Below are 21,406 nucleotides of genomic sequence, written 5' to 3' on the forward strand. Positions count from 1 at the left end.
GGGTCAGGGAGTGGTCCACTTCTGGTTTGCGGCGCCGGTGCAGGTCCAGATCTGCAGGCGGGTGCCGTTCGCGCTGGAGTTGCCGGTGGCGTCGAGGCACTTGTTCGCGTTGGGGTTCACGATGTCCTTCGCGCCGGAGATGGCCCACTTCTGCGCGGCGGTGCCGTTGCAGTCGTAGAGCTGCACCGCTGTCCCGTCCGCGGTGCCCGCGCCGGAGACGTCCATGCACTTGCCGAGGGCCCGGATGGTGCCGTCGGTGCCGATCGTCCAGTTCTGCGCGGCGTTGCCGTTGCAGTCGGTGATCTGGATCGGCGTGCCGTTGGCGGTGTTCGCGCCGGCGACGTCGACGCACTTGCCGCCGATGCCGGTGATCGTGCCGGTCCGGCCGCCGCCGCTGCTCGAGGTGTTGGTGACGTGGACGTAGTCGACGATCAGCTGCTGCGGGAACTGCGTGCTGCTGTTGGGGTCACCGGGCCAGTACCCGCCGACGGCGAGGTTGAGGATGATGAAGAAGTTGTGGTCGTAGACCCAGCGGTTGCCGTTGAGGTCCGACGGCGTGCGCGTCTGGTAGAGGTTGCCGTCGACGTACCACTTGATCTGGTTGGGGGCCCAGTCGATGGCGTAGGTGTGGAAGTCGTCGGAGAAGTTCGGGCCGTTGTAGGCCGCGCCGATACCGCCGGAGCCGGAGTATCCCGGGCCGTGGATGGTGCCGTGCACGGTGTTCGGCTCGAACCCGACGTTCTCCATGATGTCGATTTCGCCGTCGGTGGGCCAGTTCCCGCCGCCGAGCATCCAGAAGGCGGGCCACATGCCCTGGCCCCGCGGGAGTTTCATGCGCGTTTCGAAGTGGCCGTAAGCCTGGCTGAACTTGCCGGCGGTGTTGAGCCGGGCGGAGGTGTACTCGCAGCGGCCGTACCAGCAGTTGTAGTTGCCGGGATTTTCCTTCTTGGCGGTGATGACGAGGTGGCCCTGGCCGTCGAGCTGGGCGTTGTTGGTGCCGGAGGTGTAGTACTGCCGCTCGTGGTTGTTGACGTTGTCGCCGGTCTCGAGCTGCCACTTCGACCCGTCGACGCCGGCGCCCGCGGGACCGTTGAAGTCGTCGGTGAAGGTGGCGGCCGCTTCGGCCGGGGTCATCGTGAGGGCTTGCTGCCCGAGCAGGAGCAGGGAGCAGGCGGCGAAGAGTGCCGCCCAGCGGTTCTTTTTCAAGGGGGACATCGTTGTCTCCTCTTTCACCGTGGGGAACGGCGTTCCGCGCGCAGCACGGAACGCGGGGAGGGGAGGTGGCCTCGCGTGCCGGGGCGGCGGCAGGCGCGGCCGATCAGCCGGCGCTCGCGGTCCTGGGCGGGGTCGGACGTGGCGAGCACCGGCGGGCGCTTTGTTGTGTCTGGCAACAAAGTATGCATGGTCCAGACAAGGCGGGCAACAGTCGCGCGGGTCATTTTTTTCAACCCGAATTAAGGGGTGGTGGGTGACTGGTTGCGGGTCTTGTGCTGGGTCCCGCTCAGCGGGGCACTCTGGTGTGCGGGGCCCGGTGGCAGTTCGGTCGTGGCCTTTCGGCACCCCGAAACTGTCCTTGTGACTACGGCCGGCGGCACCGCGTCAAGGCGGGAAAGCGTGCCTTGACCCGGCGCCGCCGGCCCTGTCGTGGCTTCGGATCGGGGTGCGGGGAGGTCTGGGTGCTCGTCGGTTCCTGTTCGCGTCCACAACTGGGTCGGGCTGTGGACAAGGCGGGCCGAGTAGGGGTTTGCGCCGGTTTCTGTCGGGGCGTGCCGATACGCTGGAGCGGGGATGGACCCCCTGGGAGGGTGGGTCCTGGGCGGGCCCCGCTATGCCTGGTTCACCTGGCGCTCACGCCGCGTCGGAGTCCGGGGCTCCCGGCTTGGCGAGCCTCGAGGTCGCTCCCTGCTCCAGCAGGTCCGCCACCGGGAGCGTCGCCGCCCCGGTGGCCACCGCGTCCAAGCCCAGGGAGCCCAGCTGGATCGATGTCTGGCTGAACGGGTGCCGCAGGGCGTGCCCGGCCGCCGCCGCGCGGATGGTCGGCAGCAGCTGCTCGCCCAGGGCCAGGCCCGCCCAGCCGCCGATCACGATGCGCTCCGGGTTGAACAGGTTGATCAAGTTGGCGATGCCCGCGCCCAGGTAGCCCGCTGTCTCGTCGAGTACGCGCGCTGCCGTCTTCGACTTCGGTGCCGCCGACAGCAGGGCCGAAAACTGGGCCTGCTCGTCCTCACCCGTGATGTCCTTGCCGCGTGCCCGGCGGTACCGCGCCAGCACCGCGCCCGCCCCGATGTACGCCTCCAGGCAGCCGCGTGCGCCGCAGCGGCACTCGTGGCCGCCGTACGCGATCGTCGTGTGGCCCCACTCGCCCGCGCTGCTCGTCGAGCCTCGGTACGTCGTTCCGTCCGTCACCACCGCCGCGCCCACGCCCGAGCCGATCAGCGCGATCACCGCGTGGCGCGCCCCCCGGCCCGCGCCGAACCACATCTCCGCCTGGCCCTGCGTCTTCGCGCCGTTGTCGATGAACAGCGGCAACCGGACGCCGGCGTCGTGCAACAGCGAAGCGAACGGGACGCCGTCCCAGCCGACCGTCGGGGCGTGGACCAGCACCTCCGTGCCCTGCTCGACCGTGCCCGGGACGCCGATGCCGACGCCCAGCACACCCGATTCGTCGATGCCCGCGCTCGCGAACACCTCCCGCAGCCCGGACGTCACCTGCTCGACCGCCGTCGCCGGGTCGGGGGCCTTCGGGAGGGGGTGCTCGACCGTGGCCAGGCGGTTCATCGCCAGGTCGAACAGCTCGACCTTGACGCCCGTTTCGCCGATGTCGACGCCGGCGACGTGCCCGTACGCCGGGTCCACCCGCAGCAGCACCCGGGGCCGTCCGCCGTCCGATTCGACCTGGCCGGCTTCGGTGATCAGGCGTTCTTCGCCCAGTTCGGCGGTCACGTTGCTCACCGTGGCGGCACTCAATCCGGTGAGCTGGCTGAGTTCGTGCCTCGACAGCGGGCCGTCGAAGTACAGTTTCGACAGCAGCAGGGATCGGTTGTGCCGCCGCAGATCACGGACGGTGGTGCGCTTGCTCGCCATGGGCAACCCATCTAACTTCTTACCGGCTCACTGACAGGATGCCTGATCGCCGTAAGTTGTGGCTATGTATTAAGTGGTGAACTAAGTCCCGAACCCATGGTGGCGGGGCCGCGATCTGGCAGAATCCTCCCGGTGACCCAGGTGGTGCGCCAGACGACCCGTGACCTCAGGCGGCACAACCGCGCGGCGCTGCTCTCCTCGCTCTACCTCCGCGGTCCCGTCAGCAGACTGGAACTGGTAGCTGAATCGGGTCTGTCGGCCGCCACCGTTACCAACGTCGTCTCCGAGCTCATCGCGGACGGCGTCGTGGCGGAGGCCGGATCGGTCGAATCGGACGGCGGACGGCCCCGGACGCTGCTGGCCGTGAGGCCCGGCTTCGGGCACGTCGTGGGCGTCGACGTCAGCGAGACGCACGTCGAAGTCGGCCTGTTCGACTGCGCGCTCGGCACCCTCGGCACCGTGCGCCACCCGCTCGTCGGCACCCGTCTCGACCCGGAGGAAGTGGCCGGTCTGGTGCGCACGGGCATCGCCGAAGTGCTCGAAGGCGGCGATCCGGACGTGGTGTTCGGCGTCGGCATCGGCGTGCCGGGCGCGGTCCGCGACGGCGGGATCGTGCACGCGCCCACCCTCGGCTGGCGAGGCGTGGACTTCGCCGAGCTGATCCACCCGCACATCCAGGCACCCCTGCACCTGGACAACCGCGCCCGCACCCTGGGCCAGGCCGAGACCTGGCGTGGGGCCGGCCGGGGCGCCGAACGCGCCATCGTCGCACTGCTCGGGGTCGGCGTCGGGGCCGCCGTCGCCACGGCCGGGCGGTCGCACCCCGGCATCACGACCAGCGAGTGGGGTCACACCGTCGTCAAGGCGGCCGGGGCGGCCTGCCGGTGCGGCTCGCACGGCTGCCTGGAGGCCTACGTCGGCACCGAGGCGGTCGTCCGCCACTACGCCGCCCGCGTCGGCAAGGAACCGGTCATCGGGGACGAAAGCGACGTCGAGCTGGCGCACATCGTCGCCGAAGCCCAGGGCGGCGGCCCCGCCGCCGACGTGCTGGCCGAGACCGGCGAGTACCTGGGCATCGGCATCGCCAGCCTGATCAACCTGCTCAGCCCCGATCGGGTGGTGCTTTCCGGCTCGGCGGGCGCGATCATGGGGCAGGCGATCCTCCCCGCGGTCCGGGACGCCGTCGAGCGGCACGCCCTGGACTACCTGGCCGAGCGCACCGAGGTCGTCCTGGGCCGGCTCGGGCCCGAGGCCGTCGCGCTGGGTGCTGCGACCCTGCCGATCGCCCAGCTGCTCGCGAACGGCGGCCGCATCGGCTGAATCCCTTGCCTGGCAAGGAATGATCCAAAAATAGGTCTAGACCGCTATTCTTTCAGAACTTAAACTTAGGTCCAAAAAGTTACCGCGGTGTTATTGACGTGACCCGAGTCACCCGGGTTGACTTCGGGACGTCGTTCGGTCGCCGGCGGTCGGGGCTCGCAACCAGTCGACAGCACGTAGTCGTCGATGACCAGGAGGAACCGATGCGAGTCAAGCGCTCCATCGTCGCAGCGCTCGTAGCCATGACTGCACTGAGCGGCCTCACGGCCTGCTCGGGCGGAAGCTCCAACGCGGCCCAGAGCAACCCGGACGCCGTGCTCACCGTCGGCAAGCCGGACGGCCCCCAGGCGGAGAACAACAACCCGTTCCTGGAGACGTCCGCCCTGTCGAACATGGGCTACCGGTGGATGATCTACGAGCCCCTCGTCATGCTCAACCGCGTCAAGCCGCAGGAGCCGGGCAAGCCGTGGCTGGCCACCAAGTGGGACTGGTCGGACAACTACAAGAAGCTGGTCCTGACCGTCCGTGACGGCGTGAAGTTCTCCGACGGGCAGCCGATGACCGCCGAAGACGTCGCCTACACCTTCCAGCTGCTGCGCGACAACAAGGCGCTGAACGTCGACGCCGTCCCGTACAAGGACATCACCGCGGCCGGCAACCAGGTCACCCTGGCCTTCGACGGCTCGCAGTTCGTCAACCAGGTCAAGATCCTGCAGACCCTGGTCGTGCCGAAGCACGTCTGGAAGGACGTCAAGGACCCGGCGCTCGACCTGGTGAAGAACCCGATCGGCACCGGCCCGTACACGCTCAAGTCGGCCACCCCGCAGACGATGATCGTCACGCGGCGCGACAGCGGCTACTGGCAGGAAGCGCCGAAGGTCAAGGAGATCCGCTACACCTCCTACACCGACAACAACGCGCAGGTCAGCGCGCTGGTCAACGGGGCCTCTGAGTGGAGCTTCGTGTTCATCCCGAACTACAAGGCCGTCTACACCAACAAGGACCCGCAGCACTACAAGCTGTGGTTCCCCGCGCAGTTGGCCGTCCACGGCCTGTGGTTCAACACCGAGAAGGCGCCCTGGAACGACCCGAAGCTGCGCCAGGCGATCAACAAGGTGATCAACCGCGACGACATCTTCAACCAGGGCGAGGCCGGCTACTTCTACCCGAAGAACGACCAGGTCACCGGCATCCCGACCCCGGCGGGCGACCCGTTCATCGCGCCGGAGTACAAGGGCAAGACGGTCCAGGTCGACGTCCCGGGTGCGAAGTCGCTGCTGACGGGCGCCGGTTACCAGTTCGCCGGCGACAAGCTCACCGACCCGAGCGGCAAGCCGGTCACCATCAAGCTCACCGTCCCGTCGGGCTGGTCGGACTACGTCACCGACCTGGAGATCATCAAGGACAACCTGGCGCAGATCGGCATCACCGCCACGGTCGAGAAGATGAACCAGGACGCCTGGATGAAGTCGGTCGACACCGGTGACTTCGAGGGCCTGATGCACTGGACCAACGACGGATCGACGCCGTACGACATGTACCGCGACGTCATGGACGGCAACCGCTACAAGCCGACCGGCCAGGGTGGCATCAACGGCAACTACGGCCGCTACAAGAACGACGAGGCGACCAAGGCCCTCGAGACCTACGCGAACGCCGAGGACGACGCCGCCCGCACCGCCGCCATGGCGACGCTGCAGAAGATCATGATCGAGCAGCAGCCGATGATCCCCACGTCGGCGGCCAACTCCGGCGGCGAGTACAGCACGAAGAACTGGGTCGGCTGGCCGGACGACGCCAACCCGTACGCGCCGGCCCAGCCGACGCTGCGCAACGCCCTCGACATCGTCCTGCACCTCAAGCCCGCGGCCTGACGATGGCGGATTCAGCCGTGACGACCGAGCAGTCCCCCTCCGACCCCGTCGCCGTCGGGTCGGAGGGGGACCTCCCCGTGGTCCTCGAAGCCACGGGCCTCACCAAACACTTCCCGGTGCGCCGCAAGGGCCGGGCCGCCCTCACCGGTCCCCGGCGCAGCATCCAGGCCGTCGACGACGTGACCCTGACGCTCCGCCGCGGCCGCGTCACCGCCCTGGTCGGCGAGTCCGGCTCCGGCAAGTCGACGGTCGCCCGCCTGCTCGCGGGCCTCCACCCGCGCACCGGCGGCGACATCCGCCTGCACGGCGAGACGGTGAACGTCAAGCACGGCAGGGCGTTCCGCGCCTACGCCCGCCGCGTGCAGATGATCTTCCAGGACCCGTTCGCGTCGCTGAACCCGGTCCACACCGTGCGCTACCACCTGACGCGGGCGCTGAAGATCCACGGCCGGGCGGGCGAAGACCTCGAGAAGGCACTGCACGAGCTGCTCTCGCGCGTCCAGCTGACCCCGCCCGAGCGGTACGTCGACAAGTTCCCGCACGAGCTGTCCGGCGGCCAGCGCCAGCGCGTCGCGATCGCGCGGGCGCTCGGCGCCGACCCGGAGGCGCTGCTGGCCGACGAGCCGGTGTCCATGTTGGACGTCTCCATCCGGCTCGGCGTGCTCAACCTGTTGCGCGACCTCAAGGAACGCCTGCACCTGGCGATCCTGTACATCACGCACGACATCGCGTCCGCGCGTTACTTCGCCGACGAGACGATGGTGATGTACGCGGGCCGCATGGTCGAAGGCGGCGACAGCGAGACCATCACCCAGCGGCCGGCGCACCCGTACACCCGGCTGCTCATCGAATCCGCCCCCGACCCGGACCGGATCGCCGGCGGCGCCGAACCCGGGGAAACGCCGGCGGAGCGCGGGTCCGGCGAACCGCCGAGCCTGATCGACCCGCCGCCGGGCTGCCGGTTCCACCCGCGCTGCCCGGTGGCGATGGCCCGGTGCGAGACCGAGCTGCCGCCGCGCTTCGACGTCGGCGACGCGTCCGGTCACTGGGCCGCCTGCTGGCTGTACGACGGGGCCGCCCGATGAGGTACCTGCTGCAACGGCTGGGCTTCTACGTCTTCACCGCGTGGGCCGCCGTCACCATCAACTTCTTCATCCCGCGGCTGATCCCGGGCGACCCGGTGCAGTCGCTGATCGCCAAGAACCAGGGCATGATCAGCGCCGAAGCGATGCAGTCGCTGTACGTCCTGTTCGGACTGGACAAGAACGAAAGCGTGGTCTCCCAGTACTTCGACTACTGGGGCCAGCTCTTCCGCGGTGACCTCGGGATCTCGTTCACGTTCTTCCCGACGCCGGTGTCCGACCTGCTCACCGACAGTCTGCCGTGGACGATCATCCTGGTCGGCATCACCACGGTCGTCGGCTTCGCGGTCGGCACCGGGCTCGGCGTGGTCGCCGGCTGGAAGCGCGGCTCGTGGGTCGACGGCCTGCTGCCGGTGACGACGTTCCTCTCGTCGATCCCGTACTTCTGGCTCGGCCTGATCGCGCTGGCGCTGCTGGCCGGCCCGGGCAGCTTCTTCCCGTCGTCCGGCGGTTACGACCCGGGCACCGTCCCGGGCTGGGACCCGGCGTTCATCGGCAGCGCGATCCAGCACAGCCTGCTGCCCGCGCTGACCATCCTGATCAGCTCGATGGGCAGCTGGATCCTGGGCATGCGCAACATGATGGTCACCGTCGCGTCGGAGGACTACGTCACCGTCGCGCACGCCAAGGGCCTGCCGGAACGCCGGGTGATGGTCGGGTACGCCGCGCGCAACGCGCTGCTGCCGAGCGTGTCCGGGTTCGCGCTGGCCCTCGGGTTCATCGTCGGCGGCACCCTGCTGGTGGAGATCGTCTTTTCCTACCCGGGTGTCGGCTACCAGCTGTTCCAGGCCGTCGGCTCGCAGGACTACCCGCTGATGCAGGGCATCTTCCTGATCATCACGCTGTCGGTGCTGGTGGCGAACCTGTTCGCCGACGTCGCCTACCTGGCGCTCGACCCGCGCACCCGGAAGGAGGGCTGACATGGCCGTACCCGCGGCGGACGTCAAGGCCGCCCAGGCCCTCCCGCTCGAAGCGGTCGCGCGCCGGCGCCGCTTCCGGTTCCTCACCGGCGGCAAGACCGTGACCGGCGTCGCCGTCATCGGCTTCTTCCTGGTCATCGCGGTGATCGGCGACTGGATCGCGCCGTACGACCCGTCGGCACGCAGCAGCGACCTGCTGGAACCGCCGTCGGGACGGCACTGGTTCGGCACCACCCACCTCGGCCAGGACATCTTCAGCCAGGTCGTGGTCGGCACGCGCAGCGTCATGCTGGTCGGGCTGGCCGCCGGGATCGTCGCGACGATCCTCGCGGTGATCGTCGGCGTGACGTCCGGGTACCTCGGCGGCACCCCGGGCGAAGGCCTCTCCGCACTGTCCAACGTGTTCCTGGTGATCCCCGCGCTGCCGCTGATCATCATCATCGGCAGCGCGGTGCCCACCGGCGGTGACATCCTGGTCGCGGTGATCATCGGGTTCACGTCGTGGGCGTGGGGCGCACGGGTCCTCCGGGCGCAGACGTTGTCACTGAGAGGCCGCGAATACGTCGAGGCGGCCCGGGCCACCGGCGAATCGACGTGGCGGATCATCTTCTTCGAGATCCTGCCGAACCTGACGGCGGTGATCGCGTCCAGCTTCGTCGGCACGGTCATCTTCGCCGTGATGTCGGAGATCACGCTGGCCTTCGTCGGCGTCTCCGGGCTGTCCGACTGGAACTGGGGCACGATCCTGTTCTGGGCGCAGAGCCAGCAGGCCCTCGCGCAGGGCGCGTGGTGGTGGTTCGTGCCGGCCGGGCTGGCGATCGCCATCCTCGGCACGGCGTTGTCCCTGCTCAACTTCGGCATCGACGAGTTCGTCAGCCCGCGGCTGCGCGGCAGCGGCAAGGCGCGGGTGCGCGGTGCGGACGGGAAGGTGCATCGCATGCGGGTGGGCTTCACGCCCGTGCTCGGGCGGGAGGAACGGCCATGATGGACCCGGTGCTGGAGATCAAGGGCCTGGACGTCGACTACGGCGTCGGCGAGGAGGCCGTGCGCGCGGTCCGGGACGTGCACTTGACGCTGCACCGCGGCGAAGTGCTCGGCCTGGCCGGGGAAAGCGGCAGCGGGAAGTCCACTTTGGCCTACGGGCTGACGCGGCTGCTCGCCCCGCCGGGCGTGATCCGCGGCGGCGAGGTGATCTACCACCCCGCGGACGGCGAGCCGTACGACGTCCTCAAGCTGACGGACAAGCAGCTGCGGGACTTCCGGTGGGCGGAGACGTCCATTGTGTTCCAAGGCGCGATGAACTCGCTGAACCCGGTGCACAAGGTGGTCACGCAGCTCGTCGACGTCATCAAGGCGCACGAACCGCGGACCACGAAAGCGGGCCGCGTCGCCCGTGCGAAGGACCTGCTCAAGCTCGTCGGCATCTCGGCCGACCGGCTGGAGGCCTACCCGCACCAGTTGTCGGGCGGCATGCGGCAGCGCGTGATGATCGCGATGGCGCTCGCGCTGGAACCGCGGATCGTCATCATGGACGAGCCGACCACCGCGCTCGACGTCGTGATGCAGCGGCAGATCCTCGGCCAGCTGGTGGAACTGCGCGAACGGCTGGGCTTCTCGGTCCTGTTCATCACGCACGACCTGTCGCTGCTGGTGGAGTTCTCGGACCGGATCGCGATCATGTACGGCGGCCGGATCGTCGAGCAGGCGCCGGCGGCCGACCTCTACCGGGACGCGCTGCACCCGTACAGCCACGGCCTGCTGAACTCGTTCCCCGCGCTGCGGGGACCGCGGCGCGAGCTGGCCGGGATCCCCGGCTCGCCGCCGGACACGCGCGGGATGCCGTCCGGCTGCGCCTTCCACCCGCGGTGCCCCCAGGCCTTCGAGCCGTGTCCCGACCGGGTGCCGCTGCTGGGAACGCCCGGTGATCCGGCGCGCGAAGTGGCGTGCTGGCTGCATCCCGTCGCCACTTCCTGAACGCCGGTATCCGCTACCCCTGGAGGAGAGCCGCCTTGACCGAGACCACCGCCGCGACCGCCGAGCAGCAGGCGCTGATCGACACCCTGCCGCCGGACTTCCGCTGGGGCGTGGCGACCGCCGCGTACCAGATCGAAGGCGCGGTCTCCGAGGACGGCCGGACACCGTCCATCTGGGACACGTTCTGCCGGGAGCCGTGGGCGATCGACAACAACGACAACGGTGACGTGGCGTGCGACCACTACCACCGGATGCCGTCCGACATCGGTCTCGTGTCGGAGCTCGGGGCGGACACCTACCGGTTTTCGGTGGCGTGGCCCCGGGTCCAGCCGCGCGGCCGCGGCGGCGTCAACGAGGCGGGCATCGGGTTCTACGACCGGCTCGTGGACGAGACGCTGAACCGCGGGATCACGCCGTGGCTGACGCTGTACCACTGGGACCTCCCGCAGGAGCTGGAGGACGCGGGCGGCTGGCCGGCGCGCGACACGGCGTACCGGTTCGCCGACTACGCGATGCTGGTGTTCGACCGGCTTTCCGACCGCGTCCGCCACTGGACGACGTTGAACGAGCCGTGGTGCTCGGCGATGCACGGGTACGTCCACGGCGTGATGGCGCCGGGCCGCCGTGACTACGCGGCCGGGATGCACGCGGTCCACCACCTGCTGCTCGGCCACGGGCTGGCGGTGCAGCGCATGCGCGAGGCGGCCCCGGCGGACACGCAGTTCGGCATCACGCTCAACATGTGCACGGCCGACCCGGCCACGGACTCCCCGGAGGACGTCCGCGCGGCCCGCCAGGCGGACGGCCTCGGCGTCCGGATCTACCTGGACCCGCTGGTCCACGGTCGCTACCCGACGGACGTGGTCGAGGACCTGGCCGCCCGCGGGGTGCGGCTGCCGGTCCAGGACGGCGACCTGTCGGTCGTCTCCACCCCGCTGGACTTCCTCGGCGTCAACTACTACTTCGGCCAGCAGTTTTCCGGAGTGGACGAATCGGGGTCCGCTGTGGACTCGGACGGCGTCCCGGCATCCCGGGTGGTCCCGTTCGGCGAGCCGACGACGGCGATGGGCTGGGAGATCCTGCCGGGCAAGTTCACCGAGCTGCTGACCCGGCTGGGCCGCGACTACCCGGGCCTCCCGATGTACATCACGGAGAACGGCTCGGCGTTCGACGACGACCCGGACTCGTCGGGCTTCGTCCGCGACGACGGCCGCACGGCGTACTTGGCCTCGCACATCGCGGCGGTGGCTGCGGCCCGTCAGGCCGGAGTGGACGTGCGCGGGTACTTCGCCTGGTCCCTTTTGGACAACTTCGAGTGGGCGTACGGGTACGCGAAGAGGTTCGGCCTGATCCGGGTGGACTACGAGACGCAAGCGCGGACGATCAAGCAGAGCGGGTACTTCTACCGCGACACCGTCCGGCGGGTGCGGGGCAGCTGAACGGCGGTGGGGTGAGCCCCACCACGGTGGCGGTGGCTCACCCCATGGCTCCTGCCGGGGGCTTTCCCTAGCGTCGGACGAAAGCCGACCTCGGGGGGAAGCCATGACCGTCCGCACGGAAGTCAGACCCGCACCTGCCGCGGCGACGCCGAGGTGGTGGCGACGGCCTTGGGTGGCGCCGCTCGCCCTGGTCGTCGCCGTTTTCCTCGCCTACTCCGTGCCGCCCTACCTCACTCTCGACCCGGCGCAGTCACGGGTTCCCGCACCGGCCGGGTTCGCCGCGCACTACTGGCTGCTCGTCGCGCACATCGCGTTCGGGACGATCGCCATCGTCGGCGTCATCCTGCAGATCTGGCCCTGGCTGCGCCGGACGCACCCGGTGGCCCATCGCCGGATCGGGCGGGTCTACGTCTTCGCCGGGGCGATCCCCTCTGCCGTGCTGGCCGCGGCGATCGGTGCCGTGAGCCCCTTCGGGCCGGTGCTCGCCGTGCTCGACGTCGTGGCCGCGCTGCTGTGGCTGGGCTTCACCGTCGCCGGGTGGCGGGCGGTTCGGCAGCGGCGGTTCGCCGATCACCGGAAATGGATGATCCGCAGCTTCGCCATGTGCATGAACACCCTGATGACCCGGGCGCTGTCGCCGGTCTCGTTCCTGCTGCTCATGCCGAGGATCGAGGGCAAGGAGACGCTCATCCTCAACGCGGCCACCCTCTCGGGCTCGCTCAGCGTCGTGACCTTGCTGCTGCTCAGCCAGTGGTGGCTCGACCGGACGCCGAAGAAGCCAGCCAGCGCGCGATGATCGTCCGCTGGATCTCCGACGCGCCCTCGTAGATGCGGGGCGCCCGGACCTCGCGGTACAGATGCTCCAGCAGGTGCCCGCGCCGCAACGCGCGGGCACCGTGGAGCTGGACCGCCGAGTCGACGACGAACTGCGCCGCTTCGGTGGCGAACAGCTTCGCCATCGCCGCCCGGCCGCCGAGGTTCGGCTCGCCCGCGTCGTACGCGCCCGCCGCCGCGTAGACCAGCAGCCGCGCCGCTTCCGTGCGGGTGGCCATCTCCGCGAGGGTGTGCGCCACCGCCTGCTGCTTGATCAGCGGCCCGCCGAAGGCTTCGCGAGACCCGGTGTGGTCCACAGTGGCGTCGAGCGCGGCCTGCGCCATGCCGACGGCGAACGCGCCGACGCTCGGGCGGAACAGGTCGAGGGTCCGCATCGCCACGGCGAAGCCGCGGTTCTCCTCGCCGAGCAGTTCCTCCCGCCGGACCGCGACGCCGTCGAACGTCACCGTGCCGATCGGGTGCGGGCTCACCAGGTCCAGGTGCTCGCCGCCGAGGCCCGGACGGTCGGCGGGGACGACGAACGCGCTCACCCCGCGCGATCCCGCGCCCGATGTCGTGCGGGCGAAGACCGTGTAGAAGTCGGCCTCGGGAGCGTTCGAGATCCACATCTTTTCGCCGGTGAGGCGCCAGCCGTCGCCGTCGGGCTCCGCGGCCAGTGACAGCGCCGCCGCGTCCGAGCCCGCGTCCGGCTCGGTCAGCGCGAACGCCGCCACCGCGTCGCCCGCCGCCACCGCGGGCAGCCAGCGCGCCACCTGTTCGTCCTGTCCGGACTGCAGGATCGGGTAACTTCCCAAGCCCTGCAACGCCAGCGCCGTCTCGGCTTCGGTGCTCACCGTGGCGAGGTTCTCCCGCAGGATGCACAGGTCCGTCGCGGCCGCCTGCCTCGACGGCGTGCCGGAAGCGACGCCGGGGAACAGCCGCGCGAGCAGGCCGAGCGCACCCATCGCCTTGAGCAGCGGGCGGTTGACCGCACCCTCCACTCCGGACTCGGCGAGCGGGCGCAGCTGCTCGGCCGCCAGCTGCCGGACCTCCGCGGCGAACGCCTGCTGCTCGGGGCTCAGCGTGAAAGTCATGAGGAGGCTCCCGGTCGCCAGCGGGCATGGGCGGTGCCGGCCGGGCCGGACCGGACGAGGTCGAGCCGCGGCTCCGGTCCGTCGGAGCGGCCCGTCTGCGGCTTGCGGCTGCCCGCGGCGAACGGCTTCGGCCACGGCACCGGATAGCCCTGCTCGGCCGCCGCGTGCAACGTCCACTGTGGATCGTAAAGGTGGGTGCGGCCCAGCGCGCAGAGGTCCGCGCGGCCGGCCAGGATCAGCGAATTGACGTCGTCGTAGGAAGAGATCGCGCCGACCGCGATCACCGCGATGCCGTACTCCTCGCCGATCTCGTTGCGGATCCGGTCGGCGTACGGCGTCTGGTAGCTGCGGCCGTACTGCGGGCGCTCCTCGCTGACGACCTGCCCGGTCGAGACGTCGATGCCCGCGGCGTCGTGCGCGGCGAAGGCCCGCGCGATCTCGACGGCGTCGTCGGCGTCGATGCCGCCCTCGCACCAATCGGTCGCCGAGATCCGGACCGTCATCGGCCGCTCGGGAGGCCAGGCGGCGCGGACGGCGTCGAAGACTTCGAGGGGGAACCGCAGCCGGTTTTCGAGTGAGCCGCCGTAGGAATCGGTCCGCTGGTTGGTCAGCGGCGAGAGGAACGACGAGAGCAGGTAGCCGTGCGCGCAGTGCAGTTCGAGGACGTCGAACCCGGCGCGGGCCGCCGCACGGGCGCACGCGACGAACTGGTCCCTGATCTCGGACAGTTCCGATGTAGACAGTTCACGCGGGACTTGGTTCCGGTCCGAATAGGGCAGTGCCGAGGGTGCGCAGACCTCCCAGTTGCCGGACGGCAGCGGCTCGTCGATGCCGTCCCACATGAGTTTCGTCGAGCCCTTGCGCCCGGAGTGTCCCAACTGGACGCCGATCCGGGCCGGCGTCTGCGCGTGCACGAAGTCGACGATCCGCTTCCAGGCCGCTTCCTGTTCCGGCGTGTACAGCCCGCCGCAGCCCGGCGTGATGCGGCCTTCGGGGGAGACGCAGACCATCTCGGTCATCACCAGCCCGGCGCCACCCAAAGCCTTGCTGCCCAGGTGCACCAGGTGGAAGTCGCCCGGCACGCCGTCGACCGCGGAGTACATGTCCATCGGGGACACGACGATCCGGTTGGGCAGCTCCAGGCCACCCAGCGAGAACGGCTGGAACATCGGCGGCCGCGACGTCGTCCCGAGCGACCGGGCGAACCAGTGGTCGAGCTCGGCCGCGAACTCGGGGTCGCGCAGGCGGAGGTTGTCGTAGGTGACGCGGCGGCTGCGCGTCAGGATGTTGAACGCGAACTGCGGCGGCTCCTGGTGGGCGTACTGCGCGATGTTCTCGAACCACTCCAGGCTGGCCTGCGCGGCGCGCTGCGTCGACGTGACGACCGGCCGCCGCTCCAGCTCGTAGGCCTTCAACGCCTCCGGCACGCCGTCGTTCTCGTGCAGGCACGCCGCCAAGGCGAGCGCGTCCTCCATCGCCAGCTTCGTGCCGGAGCCGATCGAGAAGTGCGCGGTGTGCGCGGCGTCGCCGAGGAGGACGACGTTCTCGTGCACCCACGTCTCGCAGCGGACGGTGCCGAACGAGACCCACTTCGAGTTGTTCGCCATCACCTGGTGGCCGTCGAGGACGTCGGCGCACAGCTCGCGGATCAGGGCGATCGACTTCTCGTCGCTCTCGCCGGGCTTCAGCGAGGTCGCCGCGATCGGCCCGAACGTCCGCTGCCAGACGTCCTCCTGCACCTCGAGGATGAACGTGCTGCCGTCGCGGCCGTACGGGTAGCCGTGGATCTGCATGATCCCGGCCGGCGTGTCGAGGACGTAGAACTTGAAGGCGTCGAACACCAAGTCGGTGCCCAGCCAGATGTACCGGCACCGGCGGGTCTCGACACTCGGCCGGAACGTCTCGGCGTACCGCGCGCGCATCGCGGAGTTGACGCCGTCGGCCGCGACGACCAGGTCGTACCCCTCGAGATCGGCCGGTGCTTCCTCGCGGAAGTGCAGGCCGACGCCGAGCTCGCCGCAGCGGCTCTGCAGGATGCCGAGCAGGCGCTTGCGGCTCATCGCGGCGAAGCCGTGGCCGCCCGAGGTGGTCACCGTGCCGCGGTAGTGGACGTCGATGTCGTCCCAGCGGGCGAATTCGGCCTTCATCGCCTCGTGCACGGCCGCATCGGCGTGCTCGATGCCGCCGAGCGTCTCGTCGGAGAACACCACGCCGAAGCCGAAGGTGTCGTCGGGCGCGTTGCGCTCCCAGACGGTGATTTCGTGGCCGGGACCGAGCTGTTTCGCGAGCGCGGCGAAGTACAGACCCGCCGGGCCGCCACCGATGACCGCGATTCGCACGCCGTCCAGGGTATGTCGTGATGACTACGACCGTCAATAACGCGAAAGATGGCGTACCGTGTCCGGCATGGAACGCATCAACCCGCCGGAGCTGGGCAAGCCGTCCGGGTTCTCGCACGCGGTGGTGGCCGAGGGGCGGGTCGTCTTCCTCGCCGGGCAGACCGCGCTGGACGCGTCGAACAAGATCGTCGGCGACGGTGTCGTCGAGCAGTTCGAACGCGCCCTCGGCAACCTGCTGGCGTCGCTGCGCGCGGCCGGCGGCTCGCCGGAGGACCTCTGCAGCGTGACGATCTACATCGTCGACATGGCCGGCTACCGGGCCCACGCGCGCGAGATCGGCGCGGTCTGGAAGCGGCTCGCGGGCACGGAGTACCCGGCGATGGCGGGCATCGGCGTGTCCCGGCTGTGGGACGAGGAGGCCCTGGTCGAGCTCCAGGGCTTCGCGGTGCTCAGCCGAGGTTGATCGCCTTGGCGACGTACGCGCGGGCCGGCGTCTCCAGCTTCGCGTGCAGCTCGAAGAACAGCTCGGCCGCGCGGATCCCGGACCAGCCCGCCGGCAGGAACTCCGCGGGCAGGCCCGGGTCGAGGTAGGGCATCCGCCGCCAGCCGGTCAGCACCCGGACGTAGTCGGCGAAGGCCTGCTCGCCGGTCACGGACTTGCGGCGCAGCGCCGGGCCGTGCTCGTCGAGGAACGTCGTGTACAGCTCGTCCAGCCGGTCGAGGTCCCACCAGTCACGGACCTTCGCCGCGACGTCGCCGAAGGCCAGGTGGTCGGCGCGGAACAGGTCGGCGTACCCGGCCAGGCCGAGCCGGCTGAGCGCTTCCTCGGTCGCCGCGTGCAGGTGGGCCGGGGCGATCCAGACGCCGGAAGCCGCGGTGCCGAAGCCCATCCGGGCGAGCTGGGTGCGCAGGAGGTGGCGCTTGTGCCGTTCGGTCTCGGGCACCGAGAACACCGCGAGCAGCCAGCCGTCGGCCGGGGTCGCGCGCCCGCGCCGGAAGATCCGCTCGTCGCCCTCGCGCAGGATGTCCCGGGCGGCGTCGGACAGCTCGTAGCCCGCCGTCGCGTCGCGGCGCACCGCTTCGAGGATCCCGCGCCGCTTCAGCCGGGAGATCGACGAGCGCACCGCGGGCTCGTCGACGCCGACGACGGCCAGCAGGTCGATCAGCGAGGCGACCGAGAGCCAGCCGCCCTCCGTGCGCGAGTAGAGGCCGTACACCGTCACGATGAGCTGGCGAGGCTGGGCGGACCGGCCGGAGCCGTCCAGTTCGGTTGCCTCGGGTACGGCCGTCATCGCGCCACGATAGCAACTCCCGCCCGGATCGCTCCGCTACGATTTCGCCGCGATGCTGCCAGCCACCAAGGGGATCTTCGACCGGCTCACCCGCCGCGGGCGCCTGATGACCAAGCGGACCTGCGACCGGCAGGGCCACGTCCTGCGCACCGGGCGCTACCTCTTCCGCACGCCGACCGCGTGGGAGTACGCCGCCGCCGCGGCAGGGGGCAGCGATCCGGCCGCACAACGGTGGCTCGGCTGGCAGCCCGACTCGATCGTCGCCGAGCCGATGCGGGCGGACGCGCTGCGGGTCGTGCCCGGCACCGGGCCGCACTGGGCGTCACCCGATCCGCAGTCCGTCGACCTGGTGATGATCGACGTCGAGGCCGGTCGCTGCGCCGGGCTGGTGAGCGTGCACACCGGCGAGGACGGCGGCCCGGAGACCGGCGGCTACCTGGCCCCGGACTACCGCGGGCGCGGGTGCGGGCGGGTGCTCTTCGCGGCCGGGCTGGCGCTGGCCCACGAGCACCTGGGCCTGGCGCGGGTGCGCGCGGGTGTGGAGGTCGGCAACATCGCCAGCGCGCGGTCGCTGCAGGCGGCCGGGCTCGTCCGCGTGGCCGGCCCGCCGACGTACCGGCTGCCGGACGGCCGGATCATCGAGGCGTGGTGGTTCCAGCACGACGTCCCGCGCCCGGCGCAGTGTGGCGGCCCGCAGGCTAACTGGTTCCCGGCGTCGTCGGTGCTCTGACACTTCGGCCGTCGCCGACGTTTTCCGCGGCTAACTTCGCGGCATGACTTCGCTTTCCGCTCCGGTCCCGCCCGTGCCCCTCGACGTTCCGCCGGGCGGCATCGCCTGGCTGCGCGCGTCCGTGGCCCGCTTCAGCAACGGCCCCGACCACGTCCGGCGGCGGGGGCTCGCCGTGGATCTCCTGGCGCCGCTCGACGAGGATTCGTTGCGGCGCAACGCTTTCGAGCGGACCCGCCGGATCGTGGCCGAACTCGACGTCCTCGACGTGATGGCCGCGGTCGCGCGGCCGGTGCCGGTCGGGGTGCTCGCCGAGGCGCTCGGCCTGCCGGACGTCTCGGCCGACGTCGCCGGAGTCGCGGCGGCGTACCACCCGCACGTGTCGCCCGGTGCGGCCGAGGAAGCGGCGTTGACGCGGCTGGTCGCGGTCTGCGGCGGCCCGACCGAACTCGCGGCGGCCCGGATCGGCCTGCTCGTCCAGGCCTGCGACGCCACGGCGGGTCTCATCGGCAACGGGCTTCGGGCGGCGCTGACCGGAAAGCCCGCCGAGCAGCCGGTGCTCGCCACGCGCCGCCGGATCGGCGGCGAGGACGTGACGGTGTCCCTCGCCGGGACGCCGTTCGGGGCCGGCCCGCGCGCGTGCCCGGGGTCGCGGCCCGCGCTCGCCCTCGCGGCCGGCGTTCTCGAGGCGTTGCGCGGTTTCCGCCTGACAGAAGGGGAACCGGTTTGGGTTTCCTCGCCGAATCTTCGGATGCCCGCGGTGCTGCGGGTGACCCGCGGCTGAGCTGCTTCGGCCTTCTGCTAAGACTTACCGCGTTCATCCGGTGGGGGAAGGCGGGAAATTGCTGTACTTCGACGGCCTGCTCGGCATCGTCACGCTCGGGTTGTGGATCTTCTGCCTGGTCGACGTGATCACGACGGACGAATCGTCCTGCCGCAACCTGCCGAAGGGCCTCTGGCTGCTGCTCGTGCTCGTCGTGCCGCTGGTCGGCTCGATCATCTGGCTGGTCGCGGGCCGCCCGCAGCAGGTGACGCGGGCGCGCGGGCCGTATGAGCGCCACGCGCCGGCGTTCCCGGAGTACGACCGGCCGGGCCGGTTCGCGGCGACGAGCCCGGAGGACGACGAGGAATTCCTCCGGAAGTGCCGGGAACGCGCGGAAGCCCAGCGCAAACTGGCCCGGGAAAAGCGCGGCGACGCCTAGCAGGCCGGCCCGTCGCAGGTGCCGCGTTCGTAGGCTTCCAGCGTCGTGATCACCAGCTGCCGCTCGGCGGGGGTCAACGGCGTCAGTGCGTCGCTCCAGGCCTTCGCGCCGCGGGCGAGCCAGGCGTCGACCGCCGGGCGCTTGTCCTCGGCGATGCTGACGATCGTGCGGCGGCGGTCGGCCGGGTCCTCGTCGCGGTTCAGCACGCCCTGACGGCTGAGGTCGCCGACCATCAGACTCGCCGTCGTCGGCGCCACCTGGAGGCGGGTGGCGAGTTCGGTGACCGTCATCGGCCCGTCGAAGAGCAGGTACGACAGCAGCGAGAGGTGCCGGGGCGCCAGCGCGCAGCCGTCCAGCTCCGCCGGCACCGGGGTGCGCTTCGCGCGGCCGACCAGGCGGGGCATGAGCAGCAGCAGCTGCCGCACGCCGTCCTCGACACTCGGTCCGGCCTCCGTTGACACCACGCACTTCCCGTCGGTAGCTTTGCTTGCAAAGCAAACGCTTCAGCTCGTCCGAGCCTACCTCGCGTCCGGTCGAGCGTACCGGCCAGAAACAGGGGATCCCATGACCACGCCAGCCGAGATGAACGACTTCAACCAGCAGGTCGTGGCGGAGTTCCGCGCCAACGACGGCAAGGTCGGCGGCATGTTCGCGGACAAGAACGTGCTCTTGCTCACCACCATCGGCGCGAAGAGCGGCGAAGAGCGCCTCTCACCGCTGGTCTACACCCGCGACGGCGACCGTTACGTCATCGCCGCGTCCATGGGTGGCGCACCGAAGAACCCCGCCTGGTACCACAACCTCGTCGCCAACCCGAAGGTCACCGTCGAGGTCGGCACCGAGAAGTTCGAGGCCACGGCCACGGTGATCGCCGACCGTGCCGAGCGTGACCGCCTCTACGCGGGCATGGTCGCGCACGCCGAGGGCTTCGCCGACTACGAGAAGAAGACCGACCGGGTCATCCCGATCGTGGTCCTGGAGCGCTAGGACCCGATCGGCGCGGGCTTGGGCTCGGCGCGTGGCGTCTCGGCGGGCGGGGGAACCGCCTGCCGGGACTCGCGCCGGGCTTCCTTGCGGGCGATGACCCGCTTGCCGAAGCCGATCAGCGGCTTCTCGACCCAGCGGTGGATCAGGTCCGCGATCGCCAGGCCGACCAGGAACACCGTCAGCGCCGAGACCGTCCGGTGCGGGGCGAGCCCGGGCACCGCCTGCACGACGACGAAGTGCACCGGCCCCTGCAGCAGGTACAGCGAGTACGACCGCTCGCCGACGAACCGCATCGGGGCCGTGCTCAGCAGCCACCGCAGCGGGCCCGGGCTCACCAGCACGATCAGCAGCAGCATCGTCAGTGCCGCGTACGCGACCAGCAGCCAGAGGTTGTTGCGGGTCTCGTGCCACAGGTCGTCGAAGTTCGTGTGCAGCAGCGCGAACGCCACGACGATCGGGATCGCCGCCAGCGGGTGCGTCAACGGCTTCAGCAGCGCGTACCCACGGGGGTAGTGCAGCAGGATCGCCAGCAGGCAGCCGCCCGCCAGGATGAAGTAGTGGATCGTCGAGCGGTAGATCGCCGTCTGCGAGTACTCGAGGACCCAGCCGCCGGTGGTGAGCGGGACCAGCGCCAGCAGCGCGACCATCGCCACGCCGACCAGCAGGAACTTGCGCTTCGCCGCGCCGATCCCGATCGCCACCAGCAGGAACGGCCAGACCAGGTAGAACTTCTCCTCGATCCCGAGCGTCCACGAGCCGCTGAAGAAGTTGTCCGCGCCGTGGGTGGCCGCCGGCAGGAACTCGTTCAAGAACGTCAGGTAGTACTTCAGCGCCTGCGGGAAGTCGCGTGAGTGGAACTCGCCGCGCAGGATGACGAACGCGACGATCCCGCCGAGGATCACCAGGTACGGCGGCAGGATCCGGAACACGCGCCGGATGTAGAAGTTCGACAGCGAAATCCGGCCCGTCCGGTCCTGCTCGCGCAGCAGCAGCGTCGTGATCAGGAACCCGGACAGCACGAAGAAGAGGTAGACGCCGACCCAGCCCGACAGCCACGTCCAGTTCGGCCCGCCGAAGTGGAAGAAGATGACCATCGTCGCGGCGAGCGCGCGCAGGCCGTCGAGCCCGGGGAACCGCCGCATGCCGAGGTAGTCCTCGTGGCTCATCGTGCGCAAAACGGTTCCCCTAACGGCGTGACC

Annotated in this window: 20 protein-coding genes; 13 read left to right on the forward strand and 7 right to left on the reverse strand. The window is 70.4% G+C overall.

What is annotated here, in order from left to right; translation table 11 throughout:
* Nucleotides 1–3: 3 nt before the first annotated feature.
* Nucleotides 4–1,215 carry a glycoside hydrolase family 16 protein gene (locus IE317_RS05325; RefSeq protein ID WP_191306911.1) on the reverse strand — a complete coding sequence of 404 codons (1,212 nt, stop codon included), beginning with the start codon at nucleotides 1,213–1,215 and terminating at the stop codon, nucleotides 4–6.
* Between the two features lie 633 nt (nucleotides 1,216–1,848).
* On the reverse strand, nucleotides 1,849–3,084 hold the full coding sequence (locus IE317_RS05330) for an ROK family transcriptional regulator (RefSeq protein ID WP_191306912.1): 1,236 nt from the start codon (nucleotides 3,082–3,084) through the stop codon (nucleotides 1,849–1,851).
* 132 nt (nucleotides 3,085–3,216) lie between these two features.
* On the opposite strand from IE317_RS05330, the gene IE317_RS05335 reads away from it, so the two are divergent.
* The 8 genes from IE317_RS05335 to IE317_RS05370 all read left to right on the forward strand — a co-directional run bounded on the left by IE317_RS05335 (nucleotide 3,217) and on the right by IE317_RS05370 (nucleotide 12,549).
* Nucleotides 3,217–4,404 (forward strand): ROK family transcriptional regulator, encoded by a 1,188-nt coding sequence (locus IE317_RS05335; protein WP_191306913.1) that lies wholly within the window; start codon nucleotides 3,217–3,219, stop codon nucleotides 4,402–4,404.
* 242 nt (nucleotides 4,405–4,646) lie between these two features.
* A complete protein-coding gene (locus IE317_RS05340; RefSeq protein WP_191306914.1) occupies nucleotides 4,647–6,278 on the forward strand; it encodes an ABC transporter substrate-binding protein in 1,632 nt (543 codons plus the stop codon).
* Between the two features lie 17 nt (nucleotides 6,279–6,295).
* Nucleotides 6,296–7,363, forward strand: coding sequence for an ABC transporter ATP-binding protein (locus IE317_RS05345; RefSeq protein WP_191306915.1), 1,068 nt, complete (start codon nucleotides 6,296–6,298; stop codon nucleotides 7,361–7,363).
* Nucleotides 7,360–8,340 (forward strand): ABC transporter permease, encoded by a 981-nt coding sequence (locus IE317_RS05350; RefSeq protein WP_191306916.1) that lies wholly within the window; start codon nucleotides 7,360–7,362, stop codon nucleotides 8,338–8,340. Before IE317_RS05345 ends, IE317_RS05350 begins: the two co-directional genes overlap by 4 nt.
* Before the next feature lies 1 nt (nucleotide 8,341).
* Nucleotides 8,342–9,325, forward strand: coding sequence for an ABC transporter permease (locus tag IE317_RS05355; protein WP_191306917.1), 984 nt, complete (start codon nucleotides 8,342–8,344; stop codon nucleotides 9,323–9,325).
* Entirely contained in the window at nucleotides 9,322–10,314 is a 993-nt protein-coding gene (locus IE317_RS05360) for an ABC transporter ATP-binding protein (RefSeq protein ID WP_191306918.1), read from the forward strand. Before IE317_RS05355 ends, IE317_RS05360 begins: the two co-directional genes overlap by 4 nt.
* A gap of 35 nt (nucleotides 10,315–10,349) precedes the next feature.
* Nucleotides 10,350–11,753 carry a GH1 family beta-glucosidase gene (locus tag IE317_RS05365; protein ID WP_191306919.1) on the forward strand — a complete coding sequence of 468 codons (1,404 nt, stop codon included), beginning with the start codon at nucleotides 10,350–10,352 and terminating at the stop codon, nucleotides 11,751–11,753.
* 172 nt (nucleotides 11,754–11,925) lie between these two features.
* The gene (locus tag IE317_RS05370; RefSeq protein WP_191306920.1) at nucleotides 11,926–12,549 is read left to right on the forward strand and encodes a DUF2306 domain-containing protein; all 624 of its coding nucleotides are present in this window, start codon (nucleotides 11,926–11,928) and stop codon (nucleotides 12,547–12,549) included.
* On the opposite strand, the gene IE317_RS05375 is transcribed toward IE317_RS05370, so the two are convergent.
* Nucleotides 12,497–13,660, reverse strand: coding sequence for an acyl-CoA dehydrogenase family protein (locus IE317_RS05375; protein ID WP_191306921.1), 1,164 nt, complete (start codon nucleotides 13,658–13,660; stop codon nucleotides 12,497–12,499). The two genes, IE317_RS05370 and IE317_RS05375, sit on opposite strands and share 53 nt — an antisense overlap.
* Nucleotides 13,657–15,999, reverse strand: a complete 2,343-nt coding sequence (locus IE317_RS05380; protein ID WP_191306922.1) for a bifunctional salicylyl-CoA 5-hydroxylase/oxidoreductase — start codon at nucleotides 15,997–15,999, stop codon at nucleotides 13,657–13,659. Before IE317_RS05380 ends, IE317_RS05375 begins: the two co-directional genes overlap by 4 nt.
* A gap of 67 nt (nucleotides 16,000–16,066) precedes the next feature.
* Between IE317_RS05380 and IE317_RS05385 the strand changes: the two genes are divergently transcribed.
* Nucleotides 16,067–16,462: a RidA family protein gene (locus IE317_RS05385; protein ID WP_191306923.1), complete on the forward strand. Its 396-nt coding sequence runs from the start codon at nucleotides 16,067–16,069 to the stop codon at nucleotides 16,460–16,462.
* On the opposite strand, the gene IE317_RS05390 is transcribed toward IE317_RS05385, so the two are convergent.
* The gene (locus tag IE317_RS05390; protein WP_191306924.1) at nucleotides 16,449–17,291 is read right to left on the reverse strand and encodes a PaaX family transcriptional regulator; all 843 of its coding nucleotides are present in this window, start codon (nucleotides 17,289–17,291) and stop codon (nucleotides 16,449–16,451) included. The two genes, IE317_RS05385 and IE317_RS05390, sit on opposite strands and share 14 nt — an antisense overlap.
* Before the next feature lie 52 nt (nucleotides 17,292–17,343).
* Here IE317_RS05390 and IE317_RS05395 point away from each other — a divergent pair, with 52 nt between their 5' ends.
* The 3 genes from IE317_RS05395 (at nucleotide 17,344) to IE317_RS05405 (ending at nucleotide 19,220) form a co-directional block, all read left to right on the forward strand.
* Entirely contained in the window at nucleotides 17,344–18,021 is a 678-nt protein-coding gene (locus IE317_RS05395; protein WP_191306925.1) for a GNAT family N-acetyltransferase, read from the forward strand.
* 121 nt (nucleotides 18,022–18,142) lie between these two features.
* Nucleotides 18,143–18,802: a hypothetical protein gene (locus tag IE317_RS05400; RefSeq protein ID WP_191307298.1), complete on the forward strand. Its 660-nt coding sequence runs from the start codon at nucleotides 18,143–18,145 to the stop codon at nucleotides 18,800–18,802.
* A 58-nt stretch (nucleotides 18,803–18,860) separates the two neighbouring features.
* A complete protein-coding gene (locus IE317_RS05405; protein WP_043789246.1) occupies nucleotides 18,861–19,220 on the forward strand; it encodes a PLDc N-terminal domain-containing protein in 360 nt (119 codons plus the stop codon).
* Here IE317_RS05405 and IE317_RS05410 read toward each other — a convergent pair.
* On the reverse strand, nucleotides 19,217–19,681 hold the full coding sequence (locus IE317_RS05410) for a MarR family winged helix-turn-helix transcriptional regulator (protein ID WP_191306926.1): 465 nt from the start codon (nucleotides 19,679–19,681) through the stop codon (nucleotides 19,217–19,219). The two genes, IE317_RS05405 and IE317_RS05410, sit on opposite strands and share 4 nt — an antisense overlap.
* A gap of 103 nt (nucleotides 19,682–19,784) precedes the next feature.
* Between IE317_RS05410 and IE317_RS05415 the strand changes: the two genes are divergently transcribed.
* Entirely contained in the window at nucleotides 19,785–20,207 is a 423-nt protein-coding gene (locus IE317_RS05415) for a nitroreductase family deazaflavin-dependent oxidoreductase (RefSeq protein WP_191306927.1), read from the forward strand.
* On the opposite strand, the gene IE317_RS05420 is transcribed toward IE317_RS05415, so the two are convergent.
* Nucleotides 20,204–21,373, reverse strand: coding sequence for an acyltransferase family protein (locus IE317_RS05420; RefSeq protein ID WP_373308976.1), 1,170 nt, complete (start codon nucleotides 21,371–21,373; stop codon nucleotides 20,204–20,206). The genes IE317_RS05415 and IE317_RS05420 overlap by 4 nt on opposite strands.
* Nucleotides 21,374–21,406: the final 33 nt, after the last annotated feature.

The organism is Amycolatopsis bullii, from assembly GCF_014654205.1.
Taxonomy (GTDB): Bacteria; Actinomycetota; Actinomycetes; order Mycobacteriales; family Pseudonocardiaceae; genus Amycolatopsis; species Amycolatopsis plumensis.

Excerpts from the sequence above, each read along its gene's own strand:
- IE317_RS05330 (WP_191306912.1), bottom strand. The coding sequence starts at position 3,084 with ATGGCGAGCAAGCGCACCACCGTCCGTGATCTGCGGCGGCACAACCGA.
- IE317_RS05355 (WP_191306917.1), top strand. The coding sequence starts at position 8,342 with ATGGCCGTACCCGCGGCGGACGTCAAGGCCGCCCAGGCCCTCCCGCTC.
- IE317_RS05415 (WP_191306927.1), top strand. The coding sequence starts at position 19,785 with ATGACCACGCCAGCCGAGATGAACGACTTCAACCAGCAGGTCGTGGCG.
- IE317_RS05350 (WP_191306916.1), top strand. The coding sequence starts at position 7,360 with ATGAGGTACCTGCTGCAACGGCTGGGCTTCTACGTCTTCACCGCGTGG.
- IE317_RS05395 (WP_191306925.1), top strand. The coding sequence starts at position 17,344 with ATGCTGCCAGCCACCAAGGGGATCTTCGACCGGCTCACCCGCCGCGGG.
- IE317_RS05375 (WP_191306921.1), bottom strand. The coding sequence starts at position 13,660 with ATGACTTTCACGCTGAGCCCCGAGCAGCAGGCGTTCGCCGCGGAGGTC.
- IE317_RS05420 (WP_373308976.1), bottom strand. The coding sequence starts at position 21,373 with ATGAGCCACGAGGACTACCTCGGCATGCGGCGGTTCCCCGGGCTCGAC.
- IE317_RS05385 (WP_191306923.1), top strand. The coding sequence starts at position 16,067 with ATGGAACGCATCAACCCGCCGGAGCTGGGCAAGCCGTCCGGGTTCTCG.
- IE317_RS05325 (WP_191306911.1), bottom strand. The coding sequence starts at position 1,215 with ATGTCCCCCTTGAAAAAGAACCGCTGGGCGGCACTCTTCGCCGCCTGC.
- IE317_RS05360 (WP_191306918.1), top strand. The coding sequence starts at position 9,322 with ATGATGGACCCGGTGCTGGAGATCAAGGGCCTGGACGTCGACTACGGC.
- IE317_RS05340 (WP_191306914.1), top strand. The coding sequence starts at position 4,647 with ATGACTGCACTGAGCGGCCTCACGGCCTGCTCGGGCGGAAGCTCCAAC.
- IE317_RS05390 (WP_191306924.1), bottom strand. The coding sequence starts at position 17,291 with ATGACGGCCGTACCCGAGGCAACCGAACTGGACGGCTCCGGCCGGTCC.